Here is a 20,753-nt window from a genome sequence, read left to right on the forward strand (position 1 = left end):
CTACCCCTCTGTACGCATAAACTGATTCGCAATGTCGTCGTTCCCCGAAATGAGGAAAATGCGATTAGATGCGACTGACGCAAGCCTAGCGTCTGCCGATAATGATGCAGGTCTCGCTGGCCAAAAAGGGCCACACAAAACCTGAAAATGTGTCGGTATTGCGGCAATCACCGCAAATTGCCGCGAGATGATGCAGGTAGATAACATAAAAATCAATATGCATATTTTTTTATATTGGATATGTGAGATATGCTCTCAAATCAAGACCAAACGTTCACACCACCGCTTTTCCATAACAGGATTGGAACATCGCGTTCACCTTGTCTGGCACCCTTTATGCATTTTATTCAATGTGTGACCAAATTCTGTCTTTACCCGGTCTGTTGCTTTGACAGGGGCTTGAGGAGCACCTCTCCGGATGAATTTGATGTTGTAGCTGTGAGACAACTTAAGGCACTGCAACTGCGCACATTTTGTTCAGTGACGAAATAAAGTTGATTGTGTTCTCATAAAAACTTCACTGAGGTGCAACAAATGAGAAACACTTCAATTTTATTTTGTCGGAGGTTTGATACTTAATTAGCGACCGCAACGGTAAAACGAGGTGAATTTATGGATAGCTTTGCCTTTGATGATGTATTCGATCAAGAGCGACCACAACGCGGTGGACGAACCAAACAAGCAAAACGTAAGTGGAGAGAAATTGAGGCGTTAAAAGACAGACAACGCCTGCGCAAAGAGCTGCAAGATATCGATATGCTCGGTGATATCAGCGACAGCGATTTCGATTTTTAAGTAGCGTACTCACTGGTTTAAATCGTCAATTTACTGACAGTATAACAATGGAATTTTAGAGAAAAGGCACCCGAGATGGGGTAATGCATGTGAATTAAGCTGAATGACGCTTTCTAGAAGGCCTAGTCGCATAGCGACTGGGCCTTTTCTTTACTGCTCTGGGATATGTCCTCTCCCGCCTCTCTGGAAGCACAAAGCTCTCTGCCATATCGAGGATATATCTGAGTACTTCTGGGTATCTGCCCGGCGCGACAGCCGGAAGCATCTGCAACTGACTCACCAAAAATATCGATGCCTGCTTAAAGCCTATTTGGTATGGCATCACCGTATTCAAGGAATACGCCATCTGGCACATCATAAAACGCAACAGGTTATAGGCGAGCAGCATTCCCCAAAGCTCCTGTTTCACTAACGCCGGCGTTTTACTTCTTAGCGTCAGGCTATTTTGAAGCATGGACTGTTTCATCTCTCGGTAGCCTAATTCGATTTCCCAGCGATGACTGTAGAGCTCTGCGATATCTGCACCTATATAACGCTTAGGGTCGGTCATGGAAGTCAGCAGTTTGACTTCTTTCCCTTTTATCTTGGTGGTAATGAGTCTGGCTTCCAGTGTATCCGGCGCATCTACCCACTTCTTTTTCGCTTGGGCAGTCAGGGAGAGCTCAACCAGCTCCTGACCGCGTCCCAGTTTTCTTAACGTCTTATATTGCGCCCCTTTACGAAGGGGAATTAGCCAGTGTCTTTCCTCTCCTTGGCTTTGCCAACGATGGAGAAGTCCCAATGCGTAGAAGCCTTTGTCAAACAGGGTAAGGCTATTGTCTTGGGCTTTGTCGATAAGCTGAGCGGTGAGGTCAATCTCACTGACCGAGACGGAGTCAAAGGCGGCACTGTTGAGCAGATGGCTCGTCAATTCCATGTGGCAGACCATGCGAACTTGGGGATAGTCTGACGTCGTTGTTTTATTACCTGTTCGACTAAACGCCTTATCATTGTCAGTCGTATCAGGTGTTCGCCAAACCACGCCATCGACGGCATGCAAAGTGAGCCCGTACCAATCGGGATGCGGGGTTTTCTCATGCCACAATTGCTGAGTTTGGTTGAACACCGCTTCTACGGGTTCATGTCCTAGTTTCTTACGGGCATGAATCACCGCGCTCGGCGCAACAAAAGGCTTCTTACCCGGAAGTAATATATCAAGCTGAGAGACCACCTTGCTCATCGATAGATGCCGATAAAGAGACATTCCCACCACGCTCCACACCATCAGTTCCATGGGGAGTCGACGCTTACGAATCGTGGCGACGCCCGTGTCTTCAAGACATTGATTAATCAGTGTGGGGCAAAGGAGATCTGATAGCCCATTGAGTTGGTCAGCAGAGAATTGGTGTATTCGGTCGAGCGCTTGCCTTAAGAACATAAAGAAATCCGAGTGCAGAGAAACACTCGGATTTTGACAGCCTATAAGGATCGTTCAACCGATCATTTATTGCTTAACTGATCGGCATTACCCGAGATGGGGTGCCTTTTTTTGTCTTGGATTTATAACCCAGCGGCAAGCTCTTTGAACCTGTCTGCCACTTGCTCACCAAACAGCGGATCAATATCTTCTTCCTCCCATTGTGTATGCAGGTATTCCCAATCTTCAGCTGTCAGGATTTGCTCCAAAACAGGCAGGATACTTTTCTCTTCCAAATCCAGATGTTCTTTCTGACAGCCTACAAACCTGTTGAGTTTGTCTGCAAAGAGATCGAGCGGAATGACAGCGTCCATCAATATCATGTCGACGGTATCCGCAAATTCAGCGGTTAAACCGGCGAGTGCTTCGTGCTCATCATCCAATCTGGCCACACCCTCTGAATCAGGGTAATGCTGTAAATAGTAGTGGTAAATAAGGTCTTCTTTTGGATGGTGATACTTTTCAGCGTGCTCTTGCAGGTAGCTGACGGTATCCTTAATCAGGCTGTAGTTAACGGGCTTTTCCTGCTGAATAGCCGTCAGCTTTTTCGACAACAGTTTAAGCAGTCGGCTGATGTTCCGGTGATCTCTATGAATGCTGGCTACTAACATAGCTCCTCCCTTTCTTCATTCACACCACGAGATCAGTCTATCGAACCGGACTGTTCACAAATTGCGCAAGGTCATTTTTTGTTCAGTTTCACCTTTGCACTACTAACAAACAAAAAGCCCGCGATGAAAATCACGGGCTTTCGAAACTCAATGAAACGAATCTATCCGTCGAGTTCTGGCTGCCAGTTAATCGGCGCTTTACCAGACTGGGTAAGCAGTGTGTTTGTGGTAGAAAAATGTTTGCAGCCCAAAAATCCACGATGCGCGGAAAGTGGAGATGGGTGTGGCGCTTCCAACACATGGTGACGGTTACGATCAATCACACGGCCTTTCTTGCGGGCGTGGGAGCCCCAAAGCAGGAACACGACCCCTTCACAATGTTGGTTTACGGCTTCTATCACGCGATCAGTAAAGGTTTCCCATCCTAAGTGGGCATGAGAGTGTGCGTTACCCTGCTCGACCGTCAGAACGGTATTAAGGAGCAACACGCCCTGATCCGCCCAGCTTTTGAGGTATCCATGCTGTGGAATGGTGAAACCTGGAATATCCTGAGCCAGCTCTTTATACATGTTCACCAGCGAGGGTGGCGTTTTGATACCGGGCAGGACTGAAAAACAAAGACCATGTGCCTGATTAGGACCGTGGTAAGGGTCCTGCCCCAGGATCACCACTTTCACATCTTCCAGCTCTGTAAAGCGGAAGGCATTAAATACGTCTTCCTTAGGCGGGTAAATCACTGTGCCTTTCTCACGGGCTTCCGCCACATAAGCCATAGTGTGTTTGAAATAGTCCTGTTCCTTTTCCTGGCCAATCACATCGTGCCAAGTCATCGCCTGTGTCATGCTTTCCCCAATCCTCTCTATTCTTCAGCGTCCGCTATTCTACGCAGAAACACGCTCAGATGCTGTGACTTCAAACTGACGCAGCAAACGGATTTCATCCGCCCACACTTCCGGTTTAATGGTCTCCAGAATCAATGGAATGCCATTGAAACGATTGTCTTGCATGATGACCTCAAAACACGGTAAACCAATCTCGCCCTCCCCCAGCGCCTGATGACGATCAACCCGGCTACCAAAAGGCGTTTTAGAATCGTTGAGGTGCATACCACGCAGATACTGAAAACCTACTGTGTTATCAAACTCCGTAAAAGTCGCTTCTGCCGCGCAGTGAGTGCGAAGATCATACCCTGCCGCAAAGGCGTGGCAGGTATCAATACAGACACCCACACGGGATTTATCTTGCACTTGCGAGATAATCGCCGCCAGTTGCTCAAACGACCATCCAAGATTGGTCCCCTGACCCGCAGTGTTTTCAATCACGGCAACGACCTCTGGTACGGCTTGATGTGCCTGATTGATAGATTCAGCAATCAGGGAAAGGCAGGCTTCCTCACTGATTTTCTTCAAATGGCTGCCCGGATGGAAATTCAGCAAAGGAAGCCCGAGTGTCTGGCAACGTTCCATTTCATCAATGAAGGCAGCGCGGGATTTCTCCAGCTTTTCTTCTTCAGGTGCACCCAAATTGATGAGGTAAGAATCATGTGGCAAAACAGCTTCAGGCACGAAACCATGCTTTTGGCAGTTTGCTTTGAATGCCGAGACATTTTTCGCTTCCAGTGGCTTTGCCTGCCACTGTCTTTGGTTCTTGGTAAACAGTGCAAACGCATTGGCACCAATTGCCGCGGCGTTAACCGGGGCATTTTCTACCCCACCGGAAGCGGATACATGTGCTCCGATAAACTTCATCTTCTCTCTCCAGGTCGAAACCGTAACCAACAACATTTTAAGTTACTCATACCGTAAAAGTCCGTTTTGATTTGCATATCGCTCTAGCACCACCAGACTGTGCCATCACATGGACTTGGGGCGATATCCGCATGTATCCCAATGCAATTCACACGCCATAAATGTAGTAATTAAATTACATTTGTAATTTTTAACAGAATATCGTCTTGTTAAAAATTTGTTTTAAACCATATATTTGATCTTTTATTGATTCAAAACAAAAAATCCAAGGCGTAAATTTCGCATATTTTGATTGTATTTTGACTAAAATCAAAATACCCTCACAAAAATTAAGGTATACAAGTACCCAGCTCATCAATTGATGGAAAATTAAAACCACCAAGCCTATCAAAAGGGGAAGGATTATGATCACTGGTATTCAAATCACTAAAGCGGCAAACGACGACCTGCTGAACTCTATCTGGCTGCTGGACAGCGAAACCAACGAAGCACGTTGCGTTGCAGCAAAAGCGGGTTTCGAAGCGGATCAGGTTATCCCTGCAGCAGATCTGGGCGAGTACGAAAGCCGTGAAATCGCTGTCGAAGTACCTGCAAAAATCGAAGGTGGTCAGCACCTGAATGTTAACGTTCTGAAGCGTGAAACACTGGAAGACGCTGCTAAGCACCCAGAAAAATACCCTCAGCTGACTATCCGCGTATCTGGCTACGCAGTGCGTTTCAACTCTCTGACTGTTGAACAGCAACGTGACGTTATCGCACGTACTTTCACTAACACTCTGTAAGTTAGTAGAAACATAAAAAACCGGCCAATTGGCCGGTTTTTTGTTTTATGTCGCGTGAGATTAGCCAGCAACCTTCATCAGATAATCACGAAGTTGTGCGAAATCCGCATCCTGCTCAACAGAAAGCAGTTCCATCGCCGCGTGTTTGGCCAGCGGGCCTGGCAGCGGAATGTCCTGAGTCAGGATCTCATCGACAGACTCTTTGAATTTCGCCGGATGTGCCGTACACAGGAACAAACCGTACTCACCATCCTGCAGTTGCTCGTCCAGCACGCGGTAAGCAATGGCACCGTGTGGCTCACACAGGTAACCTCCATCAAACATTGCTTTCAGCGTTTCTGCCGTTTGCTCATCAGTCACAGCACCTGCACCCAGCTCGTTCAGACCCCAGCCTTGACGCTGACAAAGCTCTTCAATGCGCGGCCAGTTGTTTGGCTGACTCACGTCCATCGCATTTGATAGTGTTGGGATAGTCGGTTCTGGCGTCCACTCACCGGTTTTCAGGTAACGTGGGACGGTATCATTCACGTTGGTTGCTGCGATGAAACGTTTGATTGGCAGGCCAATCGCTTTCGCCAATAGACCCGCAGTCAGGTTACCGAAGTTACCACTTGGCACTGCAACCACCAGGTTTTCTCGTTGTGCTTTGGTCAACTGCGACGCTGCTTCAAAGTAGTAGCAGATTTGCGCCATCAGGCGGCTGATATTGATCGAGTTTGCAGAGTTCAGGCCAATCGCTGCGCGAAGCTCTGCATCATCAAAGGCATTTTTCACCATGGCCTGACAGTCATCGAAAGTACCGTTGATGGCCACAGTGTGGATGTTGCCACCCAGAGTACAGAAGAGTTTTTCCTGCAGTGGGCTGATCTTACCTTTCGGGTAAAGGATAACCACGTTGATGTTTTCCATGCCGTAGAACGCATGGGCAACAGCAGCACCGGTATCACCAGAAGTAGCAGTCAGAATGGTCACTTTGCCGCTGTCAGACACTGCTGCCAGCGATTGCGCCATAAAACGGCCACCAAAGTCTTTAAACGCCAGTGTTGGGCCGTGGAACAGCTCAAGTGCGCTGATTTGGTCAGTCACTTTCTCGACAGGTGCCGGGAATTGGAAGGCATTATCCACCATGTTGCGCACGGTTTCTGGCGACAGCTCGTCACCGATGAATGCTGAAAGGATCTCGCTGCTGCGGCTGACAAAATCTTTGTCCAGCAGCGCATCAACGTCGTCAAATTTTGGCAGTTCGCTTGGAAAGAACAGACCCTGATTACGGCCAAGACCCTGTTTTACCGCTTGGCCGAACGATACCTGTTCGTCATTTTCTTTGATGTTGTAAAGCTTCATAGTTCACTTCCTGTCACTGTCGATCCTTTCACATCCAATCGACAGATGTGGACAAATCCTTCTTCGTTCTGAACGTAATTTTCCTCTAGCCACTTCGCTACGCGCTCTGCCACGGCTTTGTCATCCGTGATGCTAAACAGCGTCGGGCCGGAACCTGAGATGCCCGTCGCCAGTGCGCCTGCATCTTCCGCGTAGTGTCTGGCTTCGGCGAAGCCTGGCAACAATTTCTCGCGGTAAGGTTCTGCAACCACGTCTTTGATCATGCTCGCAGCAAGTTGTGGCTGGCCAGAATAACAGCCATGGATGAAGCCTGCCAGATGGCGACCGTGATTAATCACATCCTGACGACGATATTGTGCAGGCAAAATCGCACGCGCTTCAGCAGTCGGTACTTTGATCCCCGGATAAGCCATCACCCAGTACCATTCGTCAAAGCAAGGTACTTCCTGACTGATAATCCCCATTTGCTCTACCATCAGCTGCAGACCGCCAAGGTAACAAGGCGCCACATTGTCATAGTGAAGGCTGCCGGAAATCGCTGCTTCCATCTCGCCCATCAGCGCCAGCAAAGTTGTTTCGTCCAACGCTTCATCATGGAACTTGTTCAGGGCATCCAGAGCGGCAACGATAGAACAAGCACTGGAACCCAGACCAGAACCAATAGGCATGTTCTTTTCGAGAGTCATGGTGACGTGACGAACATGCTGTCCCAACTTTTCCATTTCACGGGAGAAGACCACGAAGCTCTGATAAACGATGTTTTCTTTCTGATCTTTAGGCAGCTTATCAACAAAGCTACCGACGCAGTTCAGGGTAAATGGTACATCACCACCATCTTCCACTTTCACGCGATCGCCAAGCAAAGTACCGTCGATGGGCGACACAGCGGCGCCCAATACATCGAAGCCTACACTGACGTTGCCGATTGAAGCCGGTGCGTAAACAACAACGCTCATCTTATACCCCCAGTTTCCAGCCAAGTGTACGCATCAAGTCTGCGAACACACCTGCCGCTGTCACGGCAGTACCTGCACCGTAGCCTCGCAATACCAATGGGATTGGTTGGTAGTAACGGCTGTAGAAAGCCAACGCGTTCTCTCCCTCTTTAATTTTGAACATTGGGTCGTCAGCATCCACAGCCTGGATTTTCACTGAACATTGACCGTGTTCGATGCTGCCTACATAGCGCAATACTTTGCCTTCGGCACGTGCATCACTAGCCAGTTTCTCAAAGTAAGCATCAGCTTCCGGCAGTTTTGCCATAAAGGAATCTACATCGCCAGAGGCGTCAAAGCCCGGTGGCAGTGCTGGCTCAACCTCAACATCTTCCAGTTCAAGGTGCATACCTGCTTCACGGGCAAGGATAAGAAGCTTACGCGCCACGTCCATACCAGAGAGGTCATCACGTGGATCCGGTTCAGTGAAGCCGCTCTCACGTGCTGCTGTCGTTGCTTCACAGAAGCTCTGGCCTTCGTCGAGCTTACCGAAGATGTGAGACAGAGAACCAGACAAGATGCCGGTGAACTTCTCGAGCTCGTCACCCGCAGCAATCAGGTTTTGGAGGTTTTCGATGACTGGCAGACCAGCGCCCACAGTTGTGTCGTACATGAACTTACGACGGGTTGCACGGGCAGACTTACGCAGCTGTTGATAGTATGCCATGCCCGCTGTGTTGGCTTTCTTGTTCGGTGTGATCACGTGGAAGCCTGCAGACAGAAAATCTGCGTATTGATCAGCAATCGCCTGATCTGAAGTACAGTCGATAAACACAGGGTTGATGATGTGGTTTTGCTGAACCAGGCTCACCATACGAGGGAGGCTGAACGGCTCTTCTGCTTTCGCCAGCTCATCGCGCCAGTTGTTCAGATCAATCCCTTTACTGTTCAGCACCATGCCACGGCTGTTTGCCATTCCACACACTCGGATAACAATGCCCTGACCAGCCAGTTTCGCCTGCTGGCGTTTCACCTGCTCAACCAGTTCGCCACCAACACCACCAACACCGACTACAAACACATCCAGGTAGTGGTTAGAGTTAAAGAGGTTTTCGTGACACGCTTTCACCGCTTCTGACACGCTGTCATCTGGGATAACTGCAGAGATTGAGCGCTCAGAAGAGCCCTGTGCAATTGCTACAATGTTTACGTTCACTTCTGCCAATGACGTAAAGAATTGAGATGCAACGCCTTTCGAGGTTCGCATCGCGTCGCCCACTAGCGACACAATCGCCACGTTGTCGACAAACTCAACCGGCTCAAGCAGACCGTCTTTCAGTTCGAGCTCAAAGCTTTCCTGAAGCGCGCGCTGCGCCATTGGCTTATCTTCCGCTTCAATACAAAAGCTGATGCTGTATTCAGAAGAGGATTGAGTAATAAGAACAACAGAAACACCTGCGGCTGACATTGCACCAAATACACGGGCAGCCATGCCGACCATGCCTTTCATTCCTGGACCTGACACATTCACCATGCTCAGTTTGCTAAGGGTGGTGATCCCTTTCACTGCAAGGTTGTCTTCACCACTGTCATTACCGATCAAAGTACCAGCGCCCTGTGGGTTCGCGGTGTTTTTGATCAGACAAGGAATATGGAAACGTGCGATTGGAAGAATGGTTTTCGGGTGAAGCACTTTTGCACCAAAGTAAGAAAGCTCCATGGCTTCCTGATAGCTCAGGGACTTAAGTAACGTCGCATCCGGCACCAAACGCGGATCACAGCTGTAAACACCGTCAACGTCCGTCCAAATCTCGCAGCACTCAGCGCGTACACAAGCTGCCAGTACTGCAGCAGAGTAATCAGAACCATTACGGCCAAGGGTAACAAGTTCGCCTTGCTCGTTAGACGCAGTGAAACCTGGCATCAAACCGATGTGTGCAGCAGGAATGGGTTCTTTTTTGAAGCGGTCGGAAGACACTTCGATATCGACCATAGCTTCAAGGTAATCACCTTTTGCCTGAAGGTATTTTACCGGGTCAATTTCAAAAGTGTTGTAACCGCGGGCTTGAAGCAGTGCAGACATAGTCGCAATAGAAAGGCGCTCACCTTTACTGATGATACGTGCATAGATGTTGTCGGGGCATAAGCCCAATAGCGCAATACCGTGGATATATTGCTTCAACTGCTCCACAGAGCGCTCTAGCTTGTCATAAAGCGAAGCTTTATCGATGCTTGGCTCCATTTCTTCCAGACCATCAAACAATGCGGAAAAGATTTTCCTGATCTCAGCAACCTGAATCTCGGCTTCGCCATGTTTAACTGTGTTATCAATCACATCAACCAATAGGTTAGTGATCTTAGCAGGCGCGGATAGAACCGCAGATACCTCACTTTGGCAGGTATTGCTGGTGATGATCTCTGCTGCGCGGCTGAATCTCTCAGCATTTGCCAGCGAAGTACCACCAAACTTTAATACTCGCATCCTTTCCTCCAATTCCTTCCAGAACTCGCAAATTTAATAATAAAGGGGTTAAAAAAAAGCCCGTACCTTGTTGGGTACGGGCTTCTTTTTAAAATTCTGTGCATGTCAGCCCGCACCCTCACCAATGGTGTTGGTAATAATGGTGATAATAGTTGTAGTGCCGACTGTTTTAAGCATGGGTTTTTAACCTACCGTGCTGCGTTTTTATAACCTTTACCGAACAAGGGTATCAAGGTCAACAAAAATTTAAGTTATCTCTCAAAAAAACGCTTCAATTCGCAACTCTTACTAACGAATTTAAAAGATGAGAAACCGCACCATTTCCCAGCATCTTCCTTGCTAAGAGTGATTTAGGCAGACATAGTTACTTGAATTGGACAGAAAATCAGCAACCGCGTAGGAGGGAACCATGGCAGTTGCGATGGAGGAGTTGGTCGCACAGACCATATTGCAGGGCTCTGATGCCATGTACGGCCGATTTTTGGATGTCACGGCTGGGGCACAGGAAAGGTTTGAAGCGCGCGACTGGAAAAGCGTTCAAAAAGCACTGAAAACCCGCATTAACTTTTACGACCACCACGTGGGCCTTGTCAGCCAGCAATTAAAAACCATGCTGGGGCGACAACATGCTATACGTTCTTTTCTGATGGCGGTAAAAGAGGAATACAGTCGTTTATTGGACGACTATCCGCGCTATGACATTGCAGAAAGCTTTTTTAACTCTGTGTATTGCAGAATGTTCGATCACCGCAATATCCGCCGTGAAAAGCTGTTTGTGAATAGCTCTCAGGGTGGCCGCATTCCTAGATATCCGACGCCACTGTTAAAACGCTATTCATCCAACCAGAAGCTTATCCAGACCATTGAGCGCATTCTGGATGACACTCCCTTCACCCTTCCTTGGGTTAACAAAGCACGCGATGTGCACCGTATTGTCGAAGCGTTGCAAAGAAGGCTGGGTCCACAATTGACCGAAGTTACTATCGATATGGTGCGTGAGCCTTTCTACCGGAACAAGGCCGCTTACCTGATAGGACGGATTGATATGGCGAATCAGGTTCGCCCGTTAGTACTGCCTTTGTTGGTGAACTCGAAAAATGAACTTTACGTGGATGCCTGTATTGCTGATGCGGATGAGCTCAGCGTTATCTTTGGTTTCGCCCGTTCCTATTTTATGGTTTTCGCACCAGCACCCGCTGCATTAGTTGATTTTCTTAACCAACTAATGCCCCATAAAACCCCTGCTCAGCTCTATACCGCGATTGGTTGTCAAAAGCACGGTAAGACCGAACTCTACCGGGAGTTCCTCCAGCATATTGAATCTTCTGACGATCAATTTGTAGTTGCTCCGGGGATCAAAGGCATGGTGATGTCAGTGTTCACCCTGCCCTCTTATGGCTTTGTCTTCAAGATCATCAAAGACAGGTTCGCTCCGCAAAAGGACATCACCCATGCGGTGGTCAAAGAGAAATACCGCTTGGTTAAAGAACACGACCGCGTTGGTCGCATGGCGGATACCCTGGATTATCGCAACTTCATTTTCCCAAGAGAGCGCTTCAGTGAAGACCTCATTGACGAGTTGATGGAAGTGGCGCCTTCGCTAATCAAACTGACAAAAAACGAAGTCCATATCCGCCACCTGTATATGGAGCGTAGGATGATCCCGCTAAACATTTACCTTGAACAGGCGGATGACGACGAGCTGAGAAATGCCGTTCAGGAATATGGCGACGCCATCAAACAGCTAGCTGCTGCGAACATCTTTGCCGGAGATATGCTGTTTAAGAACTTCGGAGTTTCTCGTCACAGTCGGGTGATCTTCTATGATTACGATGAAATTTCTTATTTGACGGAAGTGAATTTCCGAAAAATCCCGCCACCTCGCTTTCCTGAAGATGAAATGGCGGCTGAGCCTTGGTACAGCGTTGGCGAATACGATGTGTTCCCAGAAGAGTTCCGTACCTTCCTGCTGATCAACCCTAAAATCCGAGCTCTGTTTGATGAGCTACACTCCGATCTCTTTGAAGCGGACTACTGGAAAGGGCTACAGGACAACATTCAACAGGGACAATTTAACGACGTTTTCCCTTACAGCGACGATTGTCGCTTTACCAATCAGTAAAAATGAGACGCCGAGCAATCGGCGTCAATTTTCTACCGCCATTCGGGCACGCCATTTGCTTAAATATTAAACACCTCATGTAAGCGACGGGATTTTGCCGAATTCAACAAATTACACCATAACCGTTTGAATATATTCGTCAGGTGAGAGAGAAGATGGAAAATCTCAAACTCTCTTTATCAAAAACAAAACAAGTGAACTAGACTAAAAACTTAGTCTAATAAGAACGAATCAGGGAAGGTGGCTTAATGAAAAAATACCTACTCGCCGTCACCCTGCAATCAGTGGCTTTTTTTGCATTCGCGCAGGGTTCGTTACCGCTGTATGAATACTCCGATGAGAACCAGAAACCTTGGTTTTCGAGCTCCATTACATCTGGCAACCAAAGCTTTGATAGCTGGACTATTTCTTCGGGCTATCACTATCCCGTACTGAAAAATGTGAACGTGTATCTGGGTACAGAAATGACTACAGAAACAGACCATACCGCCAGCAGCAAAGGTTTGCTCAGTGGGATTCAATATAACTTTAATGAGAAGTTAAGCATTGGTAGTACCGTTCAAGCCGAACGCGTGAACGAAGAAACCATCGGCGTGGTGGGAATGAATAGCCAGTTCCGATTGACAGACAAGCTAAATTTGGAAGCGAAGTTCGATTACAACCTCAACCAAACACCCGCAGCCTCCGCTAATTACCAACTCGGCGTGGGTTATCGCTTCTGAAATCTGAAGTTCTGTCTAGAAAAATCGCCACTCGCGGTTTCTTCATTTCATGCTTCACTCTTTGTTTGTGATGGTTCCCCAAACTCAATCGGGTGTTGGCTAATCATTACGCCATTAAGATCCGCAAACAGGTAATTTCCTGGCGATACAGGAATTCCCTCTATGCGCAGTTGAACATCTTCATCACCCAGTCCACGCTTTTCCGTTTTGATGGGGCACACGCCCAAGGCTTTTACACCCAAGGCCATTTCACTTAATGCTCCCGCATCTCGCACCGCGCCATAGATAACAATACCTTCCCAACCATTTTCCACTGCGCGTTCGGCGAGCAAGTCACCCAGCAAGGCTTTGTTCAAATTACCATGTCCATCCACCACCAGCACGCGACCAGCACCGGGTTTCCCCAGAATATCACGCACCTTGGAGTTATCTTCGTAGCAACGCAAGGTTTCCACCCGTCCGGAGAAGACCTTTTTCCCGCCAAAATCGCGCCACTGAACCGGTATCCACATCACCTCATCGCCATGTGCATCACTGATATCAGGCAGTAAATCTTCCATGCTTCCTCCTATCAAGTCTTGGTATCAAGCTAGCAAGATACTCCTGCTTCGCCTCTTCCCGTTTCCATAAAGCTGGCATAGCTCACTCAAACTTTGGTGTTAGTGACAAAGCAAGAACAAGGAATGGTCAAATTCAGTAAGAACCTATACAGTGATATAACTATCAGATATGGGAGGAAAAAGTATGTGTGCAACCTTACTCATTTTTCTCTTTTACTGCCGTGACCTGCGAAGAGCTCTCGACAGGAGATAGTTGACCAGTATGCGACAAAATGGTCTGATAAAAGCGTTTTTACACAATATTCACACCTGTGGTAATAGTACAAAAAAGTTAAATCGAGTTTGTAAAATTCAGCCGGTTTATTAGGCAGCAATTCCACTATTTGTGACCACACAAGGCGAGATTGACGTATATCAATAAAGATTGAAAAAAGTTGCGTTGATTTATTACAAAATATTGTTAGCACGCTGTTAAATGAATACAATCAGCGCTATCCAAAGGATTAGCTGGTCAAAATGAGTTGACCAGTAGTATGCAGAGCAGAAAATCGCACCTGCAACCAGCTTCTCTAGGGATGGCGTTTGTATCAGGAAGGTATGCTCAAAAAGCATTCAAATCAATTTGATATACTTTTCCTGTTTGTTAGTTTTCTTCGCAGGGTCGTTAGACACTGTGGTTGATTGGGGAGACGCCTTTTTAACGTCGTCCCCGGTACCAGATTCCTTAAAGAAATTAGGTAACGCCAATGCAAACCCCTCACATTCTGATTGTTGAAGACGAACACGTAACTCGTAATACGCTGAAAAGCATCTTCGAAGCAGAAGGTTATACCGTTCTAGAAGCCAACGATGGCGAAGAAATGCATCAAGTGCTTTCTCACAATCAGGTTCACCTGGTTATCATGGACATCAACCTACCCGGTAAAAACGGTCTTCTGCTCGCTCGTGAACTGCGTGAGCAAGGTGACATGGCGCTGATGTTCCTGACCGGTCGTGACAACGAAGTTGACAAGATTCTGGGCTTGGAAATCGGTGCGGATGATTACATCACCAAGCCATTCAACCCGCGCGAATTGACGATCCGTGCTCGCAACCTCCTGACTCGTGCAATGAGCCAAGGCACACTGCCAGAAGACAAACGTTCTGTTGATAGCTACGTATTCAACGGTTGGACCTTGGACATCAACAGCCGCTCTCTAATCAGTCCAGACAACGAGCAGTTCAAACTACCACGATCTGAATTCCGCGCACTGCTGCACTTCTGTGAGAATCCAGGCAAGATCCAAACCCGAGCTGACCTACTGAAGAAGATGACAGGCCGTGAGCTGAAGCCACACGACCGTACTGTTGACGTTACTATCCGTCGTATTCGTAAGCACTTCGAGTCTTTCGGTGATACGCCAGAAATCATCGCGACCATCCACGGTGAAGGCTACCGCTTTTGTGGTGAGCTGGAAGAAATCTAATTCCTCCCCCAAAAGCACATAAGAAAGGCCTGCGATGCAGGCCTTTTTGTTATCTAAAAGTTTAGGGATTGGTGGGTTTAGTGATCTCTAGCTAAGCCTGACTCATCAGGCTTTCTATAGTGAATATTTCTGGTTAGGCCTCTTTGGAGTATTCCTCAAGCCACTGCTTCAGCACTTCCAGATCCTGAACATAACCTTCTTTGATTTCATCAACCCAATCAGCAATGTTCTCCCACCAGGCTGGCAGTTCCGGGGATTGCGCTTTCTGCGCCACTTTCTGGATGTGTTTCAGGCCAATTGAACCTGCTGCACCTTTAATTTTATGCGCTTCACTTGCAATACCGTCCTGATCTTTCGCCGTCATATTACTGTCGAGGATTTGAATGTATTCCGGCATCAGATCTTCAAACATCTTGATACTCTGGAACACAGGCTCAGAGCCCACAATATCCACATATGAAGTCAGCATTTCCAGATCCAGAAGCTTCTCAAGCATCTCATTGCCTGGCTTCTTCCGCTTTTTCACTTCAGCAGCTTCAGTGGCTACTGGGCATTGCAGTGCCAGACGCTCAATGACTTCAGCGACTGCAGAAACACTGATCGGTTTGCTGATGGCATCATCCATGCCGTTTTTGATGTACTCTGTTTTGTCCTTAATAACATTAGCCGTCAGCGCCACCAGCGGTGGCAATTCCTCACCAATCCCCCTGAGTGTCTTAGCGATATCAAAGCCTGTCATGTCTGGTAGTTGAATATCGAGTAGTAAGAGGTCGTATTGCGACTGTGGGTACATTGTCAGCGCTTCCTGACCGCTTCGCGCCACGTCAACCGAATGGCCAAGGCTTTCCAACAAGTTCGTAGCCACCGTAATATTCAGTTCAATGTCTTCGACCAACAGAATATGCAGAGGACTTTGCTCCGCATTCACTTTCTCTCTGTTGGAAACCATTTCACAAACTTGCACTGCCAAGGTCACAGTGAAGTTACTGCCTTCGCCCACTTCACTATCTACCGTAATATCACCGTTCATCAAACGGGCAAGCTTGCGGGAAACGGCCAGACCAATGCCTGTGCCTACAGCATGGAGGTTATCTTCACCTTGCTTCACCTGATAATACATGGCGAAGATCTTATCTTGCTCCTCCAGTGGAATACCGACACCACTGTCTTCCACATCAAACTGAAGGTGAGCTATGTCATCTTCAATGTCGCAACTGACCGTTACATTCACTGCCCCCTGCTTGGTAAATTTCACGGCATTACCGACCAAGTTCCAGAGGATCTGGCGAAGGCGCGTGGCGTCTACTTTGACCGCTGGCGGCAGATCAGTAAGTCTATCCAGCGAGAAACGCAGGCCGTTTTGCTGTGCCATCAAGGCACTGATGTTTTCAATTTCGGAAACAAAATCTGGGAAATCCAACGGTTGCGGCATCAACTCCAAACGGCTTCGATCTGACTTATCCATATCGATGATGTCGTTGAAGATATTACCCAGCGTAATTGCACTGACATAGATAGTACGCAGGTAACCCAACTGCTCTTCTGAGAGACGGGTTTCAAGCAACATACGACTTAGGCCTACAATGCCGTTCAGTGGCGTACGCAGCTCATGGCTAATGGTGGAGATAAACGCAGTTTTATCGCGGCTCGCCTTTTCGAGCGCATCCTGATAACGCTTACGTTCAGTGATCTCACGACCAAAACCTACCAGACCAAGACGTCGTCCATCCCGGGAGTAAAACGGGAGCTTTCGCAGTTCAAAGTATGCTTTGCGCCCGTCCTTGTATTCCAGCCACTGCTCATAAGTCAGGGAAACATTGCTATCAAAGACCTGCTGGTCAGTTTCTACCACTTTGCTAGCAATATCTTCACGGTAAACATCCCAAGGTGTCAGACCCACCAGCTCTTTTTCTTTCTTACCGGTCAAATCTTCCATCGCGCGGTTACAACCAGAGAATTGGCCTTTTTCATTACGGTAATAAATCAAGTCGGGTGAAGCATCAATAAACGAACGAAGTAACGCAGTTTGCTCCGCCAGTTCCACCTGCGCTTTTTCACGCTGATAGACTTCATTCTCCAAGTCCTGCATCGCCTCTTCACGCGCTTCTTCTGCTCGTTTACGCTCTTCAATCTCGAGGTTTAATTGGGTGATGTTCTCGGTCAGTTGGCGGTTGAGCTCCATATCACGGGCGCGCATTTCTTCAAGTTTGGAAACCAGTTTTGAAAGACGCTGTCGGGACTCTTCCAATTGATCCACCACGACAGAGAGAAAGTACACCGCCCAGGGGGTGATAAGTAGGCCGAAGAAAACAGAGCGAACAATATCGACATCGTGGACCGTACCATTCAACACAAGAGTGATGCCCACTTGAACAATTACCGCGAGGGCAACGAGAGCCAGCGCCAGTAACATGCTGAATCGAACCAAGCCAAGCTTGACTAAGAGATCCACGTAGTACTGAGCTAAGAGTTTAATTTGCTTCATTGAACGTCCAGATCAACATAAATAGGAAGTGCTGAGTCAGCCTTGAATCAGCATGGGAAAATAATACCCTTGGGGACGGAGAAGCTAAAGAAAAAGGGAGCATTTTACCTGCACCCACTACCCTTCTAGTAGAAAGGATCAGGCATTAGCTGAAAGCCGAACCTGTTTCAGTGATTGGCTTGTGGCCACCTGGTTTCTACCAGCATGTTTGGCACTGTATAGCGCACGGTCAGCCAAAGACACCAAATCACCGTAGTCCTGGCCACTGACGGGATGTAATGTAGCAATACCCTGACTCAGGGTCAGCCTGTCGGCCACTTTGGAGAATTCATGGGGAAGAGCTGCCACCTTCAACTCTTCCGCTATATTTTGGGCGACAACAACAGCACCTTCCTCAGTGGTATTAGGCAGAAGAATTGCAAACTCTTCACCACCATAACGGGCCACGGCATCCAGAGGACGTCTGATAACTCTTTGGAACACATCCGCCACGCTGCGCAGCGCTTCATCCCCCTGCTGGTGACCATAGTTGTCGTTATATGGTTTGAAGTAGTCAATATCACAGAAGATCAGAGAAAGAGGCTCTTGCTCACGGATGTGTGATTGCCACATTTTTACCAGTTGCTCATCAAAGCTGCGTCGGTTTGCCACCTTGGTGAGACCATCCACAAAGCTCAGTTCCTCAAGCTCCATGATGGCATCTGCAAGTTGCTGCTGAGTTGCCTTACGTTCAGTCACGTCGCGGGCAATCACCAGCACACCAATGGTGTCATCTGTCGGGTCTCGGAACTGGGTCTTGGTAAGCTCATACCAAACCATTGAACCATCACGCTTCATCACCAGATCTTCATATTTCACCGTGTCGCCACTTTCAAGCACAGGCACGTCAATCTTGCGGTGCTGTGCCAATACTTCCGGCTCCATCAAATCTTCCGCGTTCTCACCTTCAAGTTCATCATGCTGTGCGCCCATCGCTTCTGCGAAAGCCGCATTTCCACCAAGGAACTCGTAATCTTTATTGTAAATACCAATCGGGTCGACACTGGCTTTGAAAATAGAGGTCAGCAAATTACTGTGCTTTTTCAGTTGCTGTTCAACTTCCTGACGGGCCTCGATTTCTTGCTCCAGCGACTGTCGCATCATATACCAGTTGGTTACGTCATGGCTGATGATCAAGGTTCCAAACGCATGGTTTTCGTCATCCAGCAATACGGTTTGGTTGGACTCCAGCAAGCAACTGTCTCCATTGGGATTTGTCGTCCAGCTTTGCTGAGTTCGTCGACCCCGGGCATTTTCGTCGGCTGAGAAAATCAGGCCTTCCTGTTCGCGACCTTTCCAAAACCTGTCATACGCCAGATTAGAGCCAACAATACGGCCATCCTTGTCTTGGAAACAGATAAGTTCGGCGAGGGAGTTAATAACACTGCGGAAAATCTGACTATCATTATCAGCAAAAGGCTCACTATATACAGCGTCAGATTTTGGCTCGAGAGACACGATCCATATGCGTTGTCCTCCACACCAAACGGGAAGCCCTGAGAAACGGGCATGACGAGGAGTACAGTGATCCGAGAGCGTTCTGAAATCAGAGGTCATTTCAACAAAAGGGTGCGGCCAACGGCGGGAAGCGAGAAGTATATCAATGGTTTGTTGTTCCCGTTCACCCCGAATCTTATATTGATGTCTGCCCACTTCAACATCAAACAGGCGCACAAAACTGCGGTTCGCATACAAAATGCGACCGTTTTTATGGTTGATTATCGCTTTGGGGGAGTGAAGATTGGCCAGATATAGCTGCCATGTTTTCATCGACATTACACGCCGATGGGACACCCAAACCATTCCAGTTAAAAAACCTACCAATAGCAAAAACGCAGCTAATGGTAACCAATCAATCATCCTTCCACCTTTTGCCCGTCATCCTTAAATAAGCATTTTTTGAATAAACATCACACCTAATCTTGCCATATGGTTATGAAATAGAACGAGTATCTTCAATTTATTTTGCAAGGTATCTAATGTCGGTCACATTATTGTGGGAAATGAAAAGGCTTTCCCGTCAAGCTTCCCTGAACGCCTTTCACATTCAACGACCGGGCGATATCTGTCATTGCCAACCAGCGGGTTTTGCACCACTCAGGTGCCAATAATATTGGCTTTCGTGCATTCGCTGAGACACGGTGATAAACCACATCTGCCGGGGTGCGCAAATCATCTCAGAGGCACTTTCTACATATTCCTCAAGTGAAATAGCGTCTAGACGCGCTGCCCGCCAAGCTTTCGCCATTACAGAACCTTCAACGATGTGAAGAGGGTGTAATTTAATACCATCTGTACCTGTCTCAACCACCTGCTCGATAGTCTTGATATGGTCTGCTCTGGTATCACCCGGCAAACCAACGATCAGGTGGGTACAGACATTGAGGCCCAACGCCCTTGCTTTGCGTGTAATAACATCATAACAAGCAAAGTCATGACCACGGTTGATACGTTTCAACGTGTTGTCATTCGCCGTCTGTAACCCAAGCTCCAGCCAAATTTCAAAGCCCTCATCTTTATAGTGGGCGAGTAGATCCAGAACTTCATCTGGAACACAGTCAGGGCGCGTCCCTACACACAAGCCGACGATATCAGCGCTCTTCAATGCTTCTTCGTACATGGCTTTCAGCTTTTCCACCTCTGCATAGGTACTGGTATAAGCCTGAAAATAAGCCAGGTATCGCTTAGCACGGTTCACTTCTGTTGCTCGTTGAGACAGCTGTCTGGTGACAGACAATTGCTGGGCCGTTTCATCAGCAAACGAGGCCACATTACAGAAAGTACACCCGCCCCACCCTAACGTGCCATCCCTGTTGGGACAGCTGAACCCACCATGCAGAGTGAGTTTGTGAACTTTTTCGCCATACCTGCGTTGTAAATCCTGACCAAAGGTATCACCAATTGATGAAGTTCCATTGTCGACCGCCTGAAATATTGGATGAAGGAAAAAAGCGCGCGATCCTAACATCCGACAAAAAGAGAAAACCTCGATCAAATCAATATTGGATTAAGTTTTCATCAACAAACTGAAAGTTAATTACATTTCCTTTACATAGGGAAAAGTCACACCTTACGGCACTTTTTTTTATATTCATAAGATGATGCCCAATTCGAATTTTTATTCACTTAAAATAAAAACCCAGTCTAAAGTGGGCATTTAGATAGCCATCGAAACGCAACTTTTTATGGTAATTAATTTCCCGAAA

Annotated in this window: 15 protein-coding genes, 1 pseudogene and 1 other annotated feature; of the genes and pseudogenes, 5 read left to right on the forward strand and 11 right to left on the reverse strand. The window is 47.7% G+C overall.

The window, feature by feature from the left end; translation table 11 throughout:
• The first annotated feature begins 612 nt into the window (after positions 1-612).
• Complete coding sequence (locus VP504_RS08395) at positions 613-795, forward strand: DUF3545 family protein (protein WP_325893847.1); 183 nt, start codon at positions 613-615, stop codon at positions 793-795.
• A 94-nt stretch (positions 796-889) separates the two neighbouring features.
• Here VP504_RS08395 and VP504_RS08400 read toward each other — a convergent pair whose 3' ends face one another.
• From VP504_RS08400 to nfo, 4 genes are all read right to left on the reverse strand, one after another.
• On the reverse strand, positions 890-2,212 hold the full coding sequence (locus tag VP504_RS08400; protein WP_325891603.1) for an IS4 family transposase: 1,323 nt from the start codon (positions 2,210-2,212) through the stop codon (positions 890-892).
• Between the two features lie 122 nt (positions 2,213-2,334).
• Positions 2,335-2,862, reverse strand: a complete 528-nt coding sequence (locus VP504_RS08405) for a hemerythrin domain-containing protein (RefSeq protein WP_325893848.1) — start codon at positions 2,860-2,862, stop codon at positions 2,335-2,337.
• Positions 2,863-3,023: 161 nt separating this feature from the next.
• On the reverse strand, positions 3,024-3,704 hold the full coding sequence (gene ung / locus VP504_RS08410; RefSeq protein ID WP_165017091.1) for a uracil-DNA glycosylase: 681 nt from the start codon (positions 3,702-3,704) through the stop codon (positions 3,024-3,026).
• Between the two features lie 39 nt (positions 3,705-3,743).
• On the reverse strand, positions 3,744-4,610 hold the full coding sequence (gene nfo, locus VP504_RS08415; protein ID WP_325893849.1) for a deoxyribonuclease IV: 867 nt from the start codon (positions 4,608-4,610) through the stop codon (positions 3,744-3,746).
• A gap of 404 nt (positions 4,611-5,014) precedes the next feature.
• Between nfo and grcA the strand changes: the two genes are divergently transcribed.
• Positions 5,015-5,392 carry an autonomous glycyl radical cofactor GrcA gene (gene grcA, locus VP504_RS08420; RefSeq protein WP_325893850.1) on the forward strand — a complete coding sequence of 126 codons (378 nt, stop codon included), beginning with the start codon at positions 5,015-5,017 and terminating at the stop codon, positions 5,390-5,392.
• A gap of 60 nt (positions 5,393-5,452) precedes the next feature.
• Here the strand turns inward: grcA and thrC are convergent, their stop codons facing one another.
• From thrC to thrA, 3 genes are read right to left on the reverse strand one after another with little or no spacing between them, the layout of a single operon-like run.
• Complete coding sequence (gene thrC / locus VP504_RS08425) at positions 5,453-6,736, reverse strand: threonine synthase (protein WP_325893851.1); 1,284 nt, start codon at positions 6,734-6,736, stop codon at positions 5,453-5,455.
• The gene (thrB, locus tag VP504_RS08430; RefSeq protein WP_325893852.1) at positions 6,733-7,692 is read right to left on the reverse strand and encodes a homoserine kinase; all 960 of its coding nucleotides are present in this window, start codon (positions 7,690-7,692) and stop codon (positions 6,733-6,735) included. The genes thrC and thrB overlap by 4 nt, the downstream gene beginning before the upstream one ends.
• A 1-nt stretch (position 7,693) precedes the next feature.
• Positions 7,694-10,153 carry a bifunctional aspartate kinase/homoserine dehydrogenase I gene (thrA, locus tag VP504_RS08435; RefSeq protein ID WP_325893853.1) on the reverse strand — a complete coding sequence of 820 codons (2,460 nt, stop codon included), beginning with the start codon at positions 10,151-10,153 and terminating at the stop codon, positions 7,694-7,696.
• A 49-nt stretch (positions 10,154-10,202) separates the two neighbouring features.
• Positions 10,203-10,320: a sequence feature (Thr leader region), on the reverse strand.
• Positions 10,321-10,562: 242 nt separating this feature from the next.
• Here thrA and aceK point away from each other — a divergent pair.
• Both aceK and VP504_RS08445 read left to right on the forward strand, forming a co-directional pair.
• Positions 10,563-12,275 carry a bifunctional isocitrate dehydrogenase kinase/phosphatase gene (gene aceK, locus VP504_RS08440; RefSeq protein WP_325893855.1) on the forward strand — a complete coding sequence of 571 codons (1,713 nt, stop codon included), beginning with the start codon at positions 10,563-10,565 and terminating at the stop codon, positions 12,273-12,275.
• Positions 12,276-12,523: 248 nt separating this feature from the next.
• Positions 12,524-12,997 (forward strand): hypothetical protein, encoded by a 474-nt coding sequence (locus tag VP504_RS08445; protein WP_325893856.1) that lies wholly within the window; start codon positions 12,524-12,526, stop codon positions 12,995-12,997.
• A 47-nt stretch (positions 12,998-13,044) separates the two neighbouring features.
• On the opposite strand, the gene VP504_RS08450 is transcribed toward VP504_RS08445, so the two are convergent.
• Positions 13,045-13,557 (reverse strand): putative 4-hydroxy-4-methyl-2-oxoglutarate aldolase, encoded by a 513-nt coding sequence (locus tag VP504_RS08450; protein WP_325893857.1) that lies wholly within the window; start codon positions 13,555-13,557, stop codon positions 13,045-13,047.
• 746 nt (positions 13,558-14,303) lie between these two features.
• On the opposite strand from VP504_RS08450, the gene arcA reads away from it, so the two are divergent.
• Complete coding sequence (arcA, locus tag VP504_RS08455) at positions 14,304-15,023, forward strand: two-component system response regulator ArcA (RefSeq protein ID WP_325893858.1); 720 nt, start codon at positions 14,304-14,306, stop codon at positions 15,021-15,023.
• 133 nt (positions 15,024-15,156) lie between these two features.
• Here arcA and arcB read toward each other — a convergent pair whose 3' ends face one another.
• From arcB to VP504_RS08470, 3 genes and pseudogenes are all read right to left on the reverse strand, one after another.
• Positions 15,157-17,508, reverse strand: a complete 2,352-nt coding sequence (gene arcB, locus VP504_RS08460) for an aerobic respiration two-component sensor histidine kinase ArcB (RefSeq protein ID WP_325893859.1) — start codon at positions 17,506-17,508, stop codon at positions 15,157-15,159.
• Positions 17,509-17,646: 138 nt separating this feature from the next.
• Positions 17,647-19,407 (reverse strand): diguanylate cyclase domain-containing protein, encoded by a 1,761-nt coding sequence (locus VP504_RS08465; protein ID WP_325893860.1) that lies wholly within the window; start codon positions 19,405-19,407, stop codon positions 17,647-17,649.
• 131 nt (positions 19,408-19,538) lie between these two features.
• A pseudogene (locus VP504_RS08470) lies at positions 19,539-20,463 on the reverse strand (TIGR01212 family radical SAM protein).
• Positions 20,464-20,753: the final 290 nt, after the last annotated feature.

It is taken from the genome of Grimontia sp. NTOU-MAR1 (assembly GCF_035758505.1).
GTDB lineage: Bacteria > Pseudomonadota > Gammaproteobacteria > Enterobacterales > Vibrionaceae > Enterovibrio > Enterovibrio marinus.

Bases quoted from the DNA above. Each gene is read 5' to 3' on its own strand.
- thrB (WP_325893852.1), bottom strand. From the start codon at position 7,692: ATGAGCGTTGTTGTTTACGCACCGGCTTCAATCGGCAACGTCAGTGTA.
- grcA (WP_325893850.1), top strand. From the start codon at position 5,015: ATGATCACTGGTATTCAAATCACTAAAGCGGCAAACGACGACCTGCTG.
- VP504_RS08465 (WP_325893860.1), bottom strand. From the start codon at position 19,407: ATGATTGATTGGTTACCATTAGCTGCGTTTTTGCTATTGGTAGGTTTT.
- arcA (WP_325893858.1), top strand. From the start codon at position 14,304: ATGCAAACCCCTCACATTCTGATTGTTGAAGACGAACACGTAACTCGT.
- ung (WP_165017091.1), bottom strand. From the start codon at position 3,704: ATGACACAGGCGATGACTTGGCACGATGTGATTGGCCAGGAAAAGGAA.
- thrC (WP_325893851.1), bottom strand. From the start codon at position 6,736: ATGAAGCTTTACAACATCAAAGAAAATGACGAACAGGTATCGTTCGGC.
- VP504_RS08450 (WP_325893857.1), bottom strand. From the start codon at position 13,557: ATGGAAGATTTACTGCCTGATATCAGTGATGCACATGGCGATGAGGTG.
- thrA (WP_325893853.1), bottom strand. From the start codon at position 10,153: ATGCGAGTATTAAAGTTTGGTGGTACTTCGCTGGCAAATGCTGAGAGA.
- VP504_RS08395 (WP_325893847.1), top strand. From the start codon at position 613: ATGGATAGCTTTGCCTTTGATGATGTATTCGATCAAGAGCGACCACAA.
- aceK (WP_325893855.1), top strand. From the start codon at position 10,563: ATGGCAGTTGCGATGGAGGAGTTGGTCGCACAGACCATATTGCAGGGC.
- VP504_RS08400 (WP_325891603.1), bottom strand. From the start codon at position 2,212: ATGTTCTTAAGGCAAGCGCTCGACCGAATACACCAATTCTCTGCTGAC.
- nfo (WP_325893849.1), bottom strand. From the start codon at position 4,610: ATGAAGTTTATCGGAGCACATGTATCCGCTTCCGGTGGGGTAGAAAAT.
- arcB (WP_325893859.1), bottom strand. From the start codon at position 17,508: ATGAAGCAAATTAAACTCTTAGCTCAGTACTACGTGGATCTCTTAGTC.
- VP504_RS08405 (WP_325893848.1), bottom strand. From the start codon at position 2,862: ATGTTAGTAGCCAGCATTCATAGAGATCACCGGAACATCAGCCGACTG.
- VP504_RS08445 (WP_325893856.1), top strand. From the start codon at position 12,524: ATGAAAAAATACCTACTCGCCGTCACCCTGCAATCAGTGGCTTTTTTT.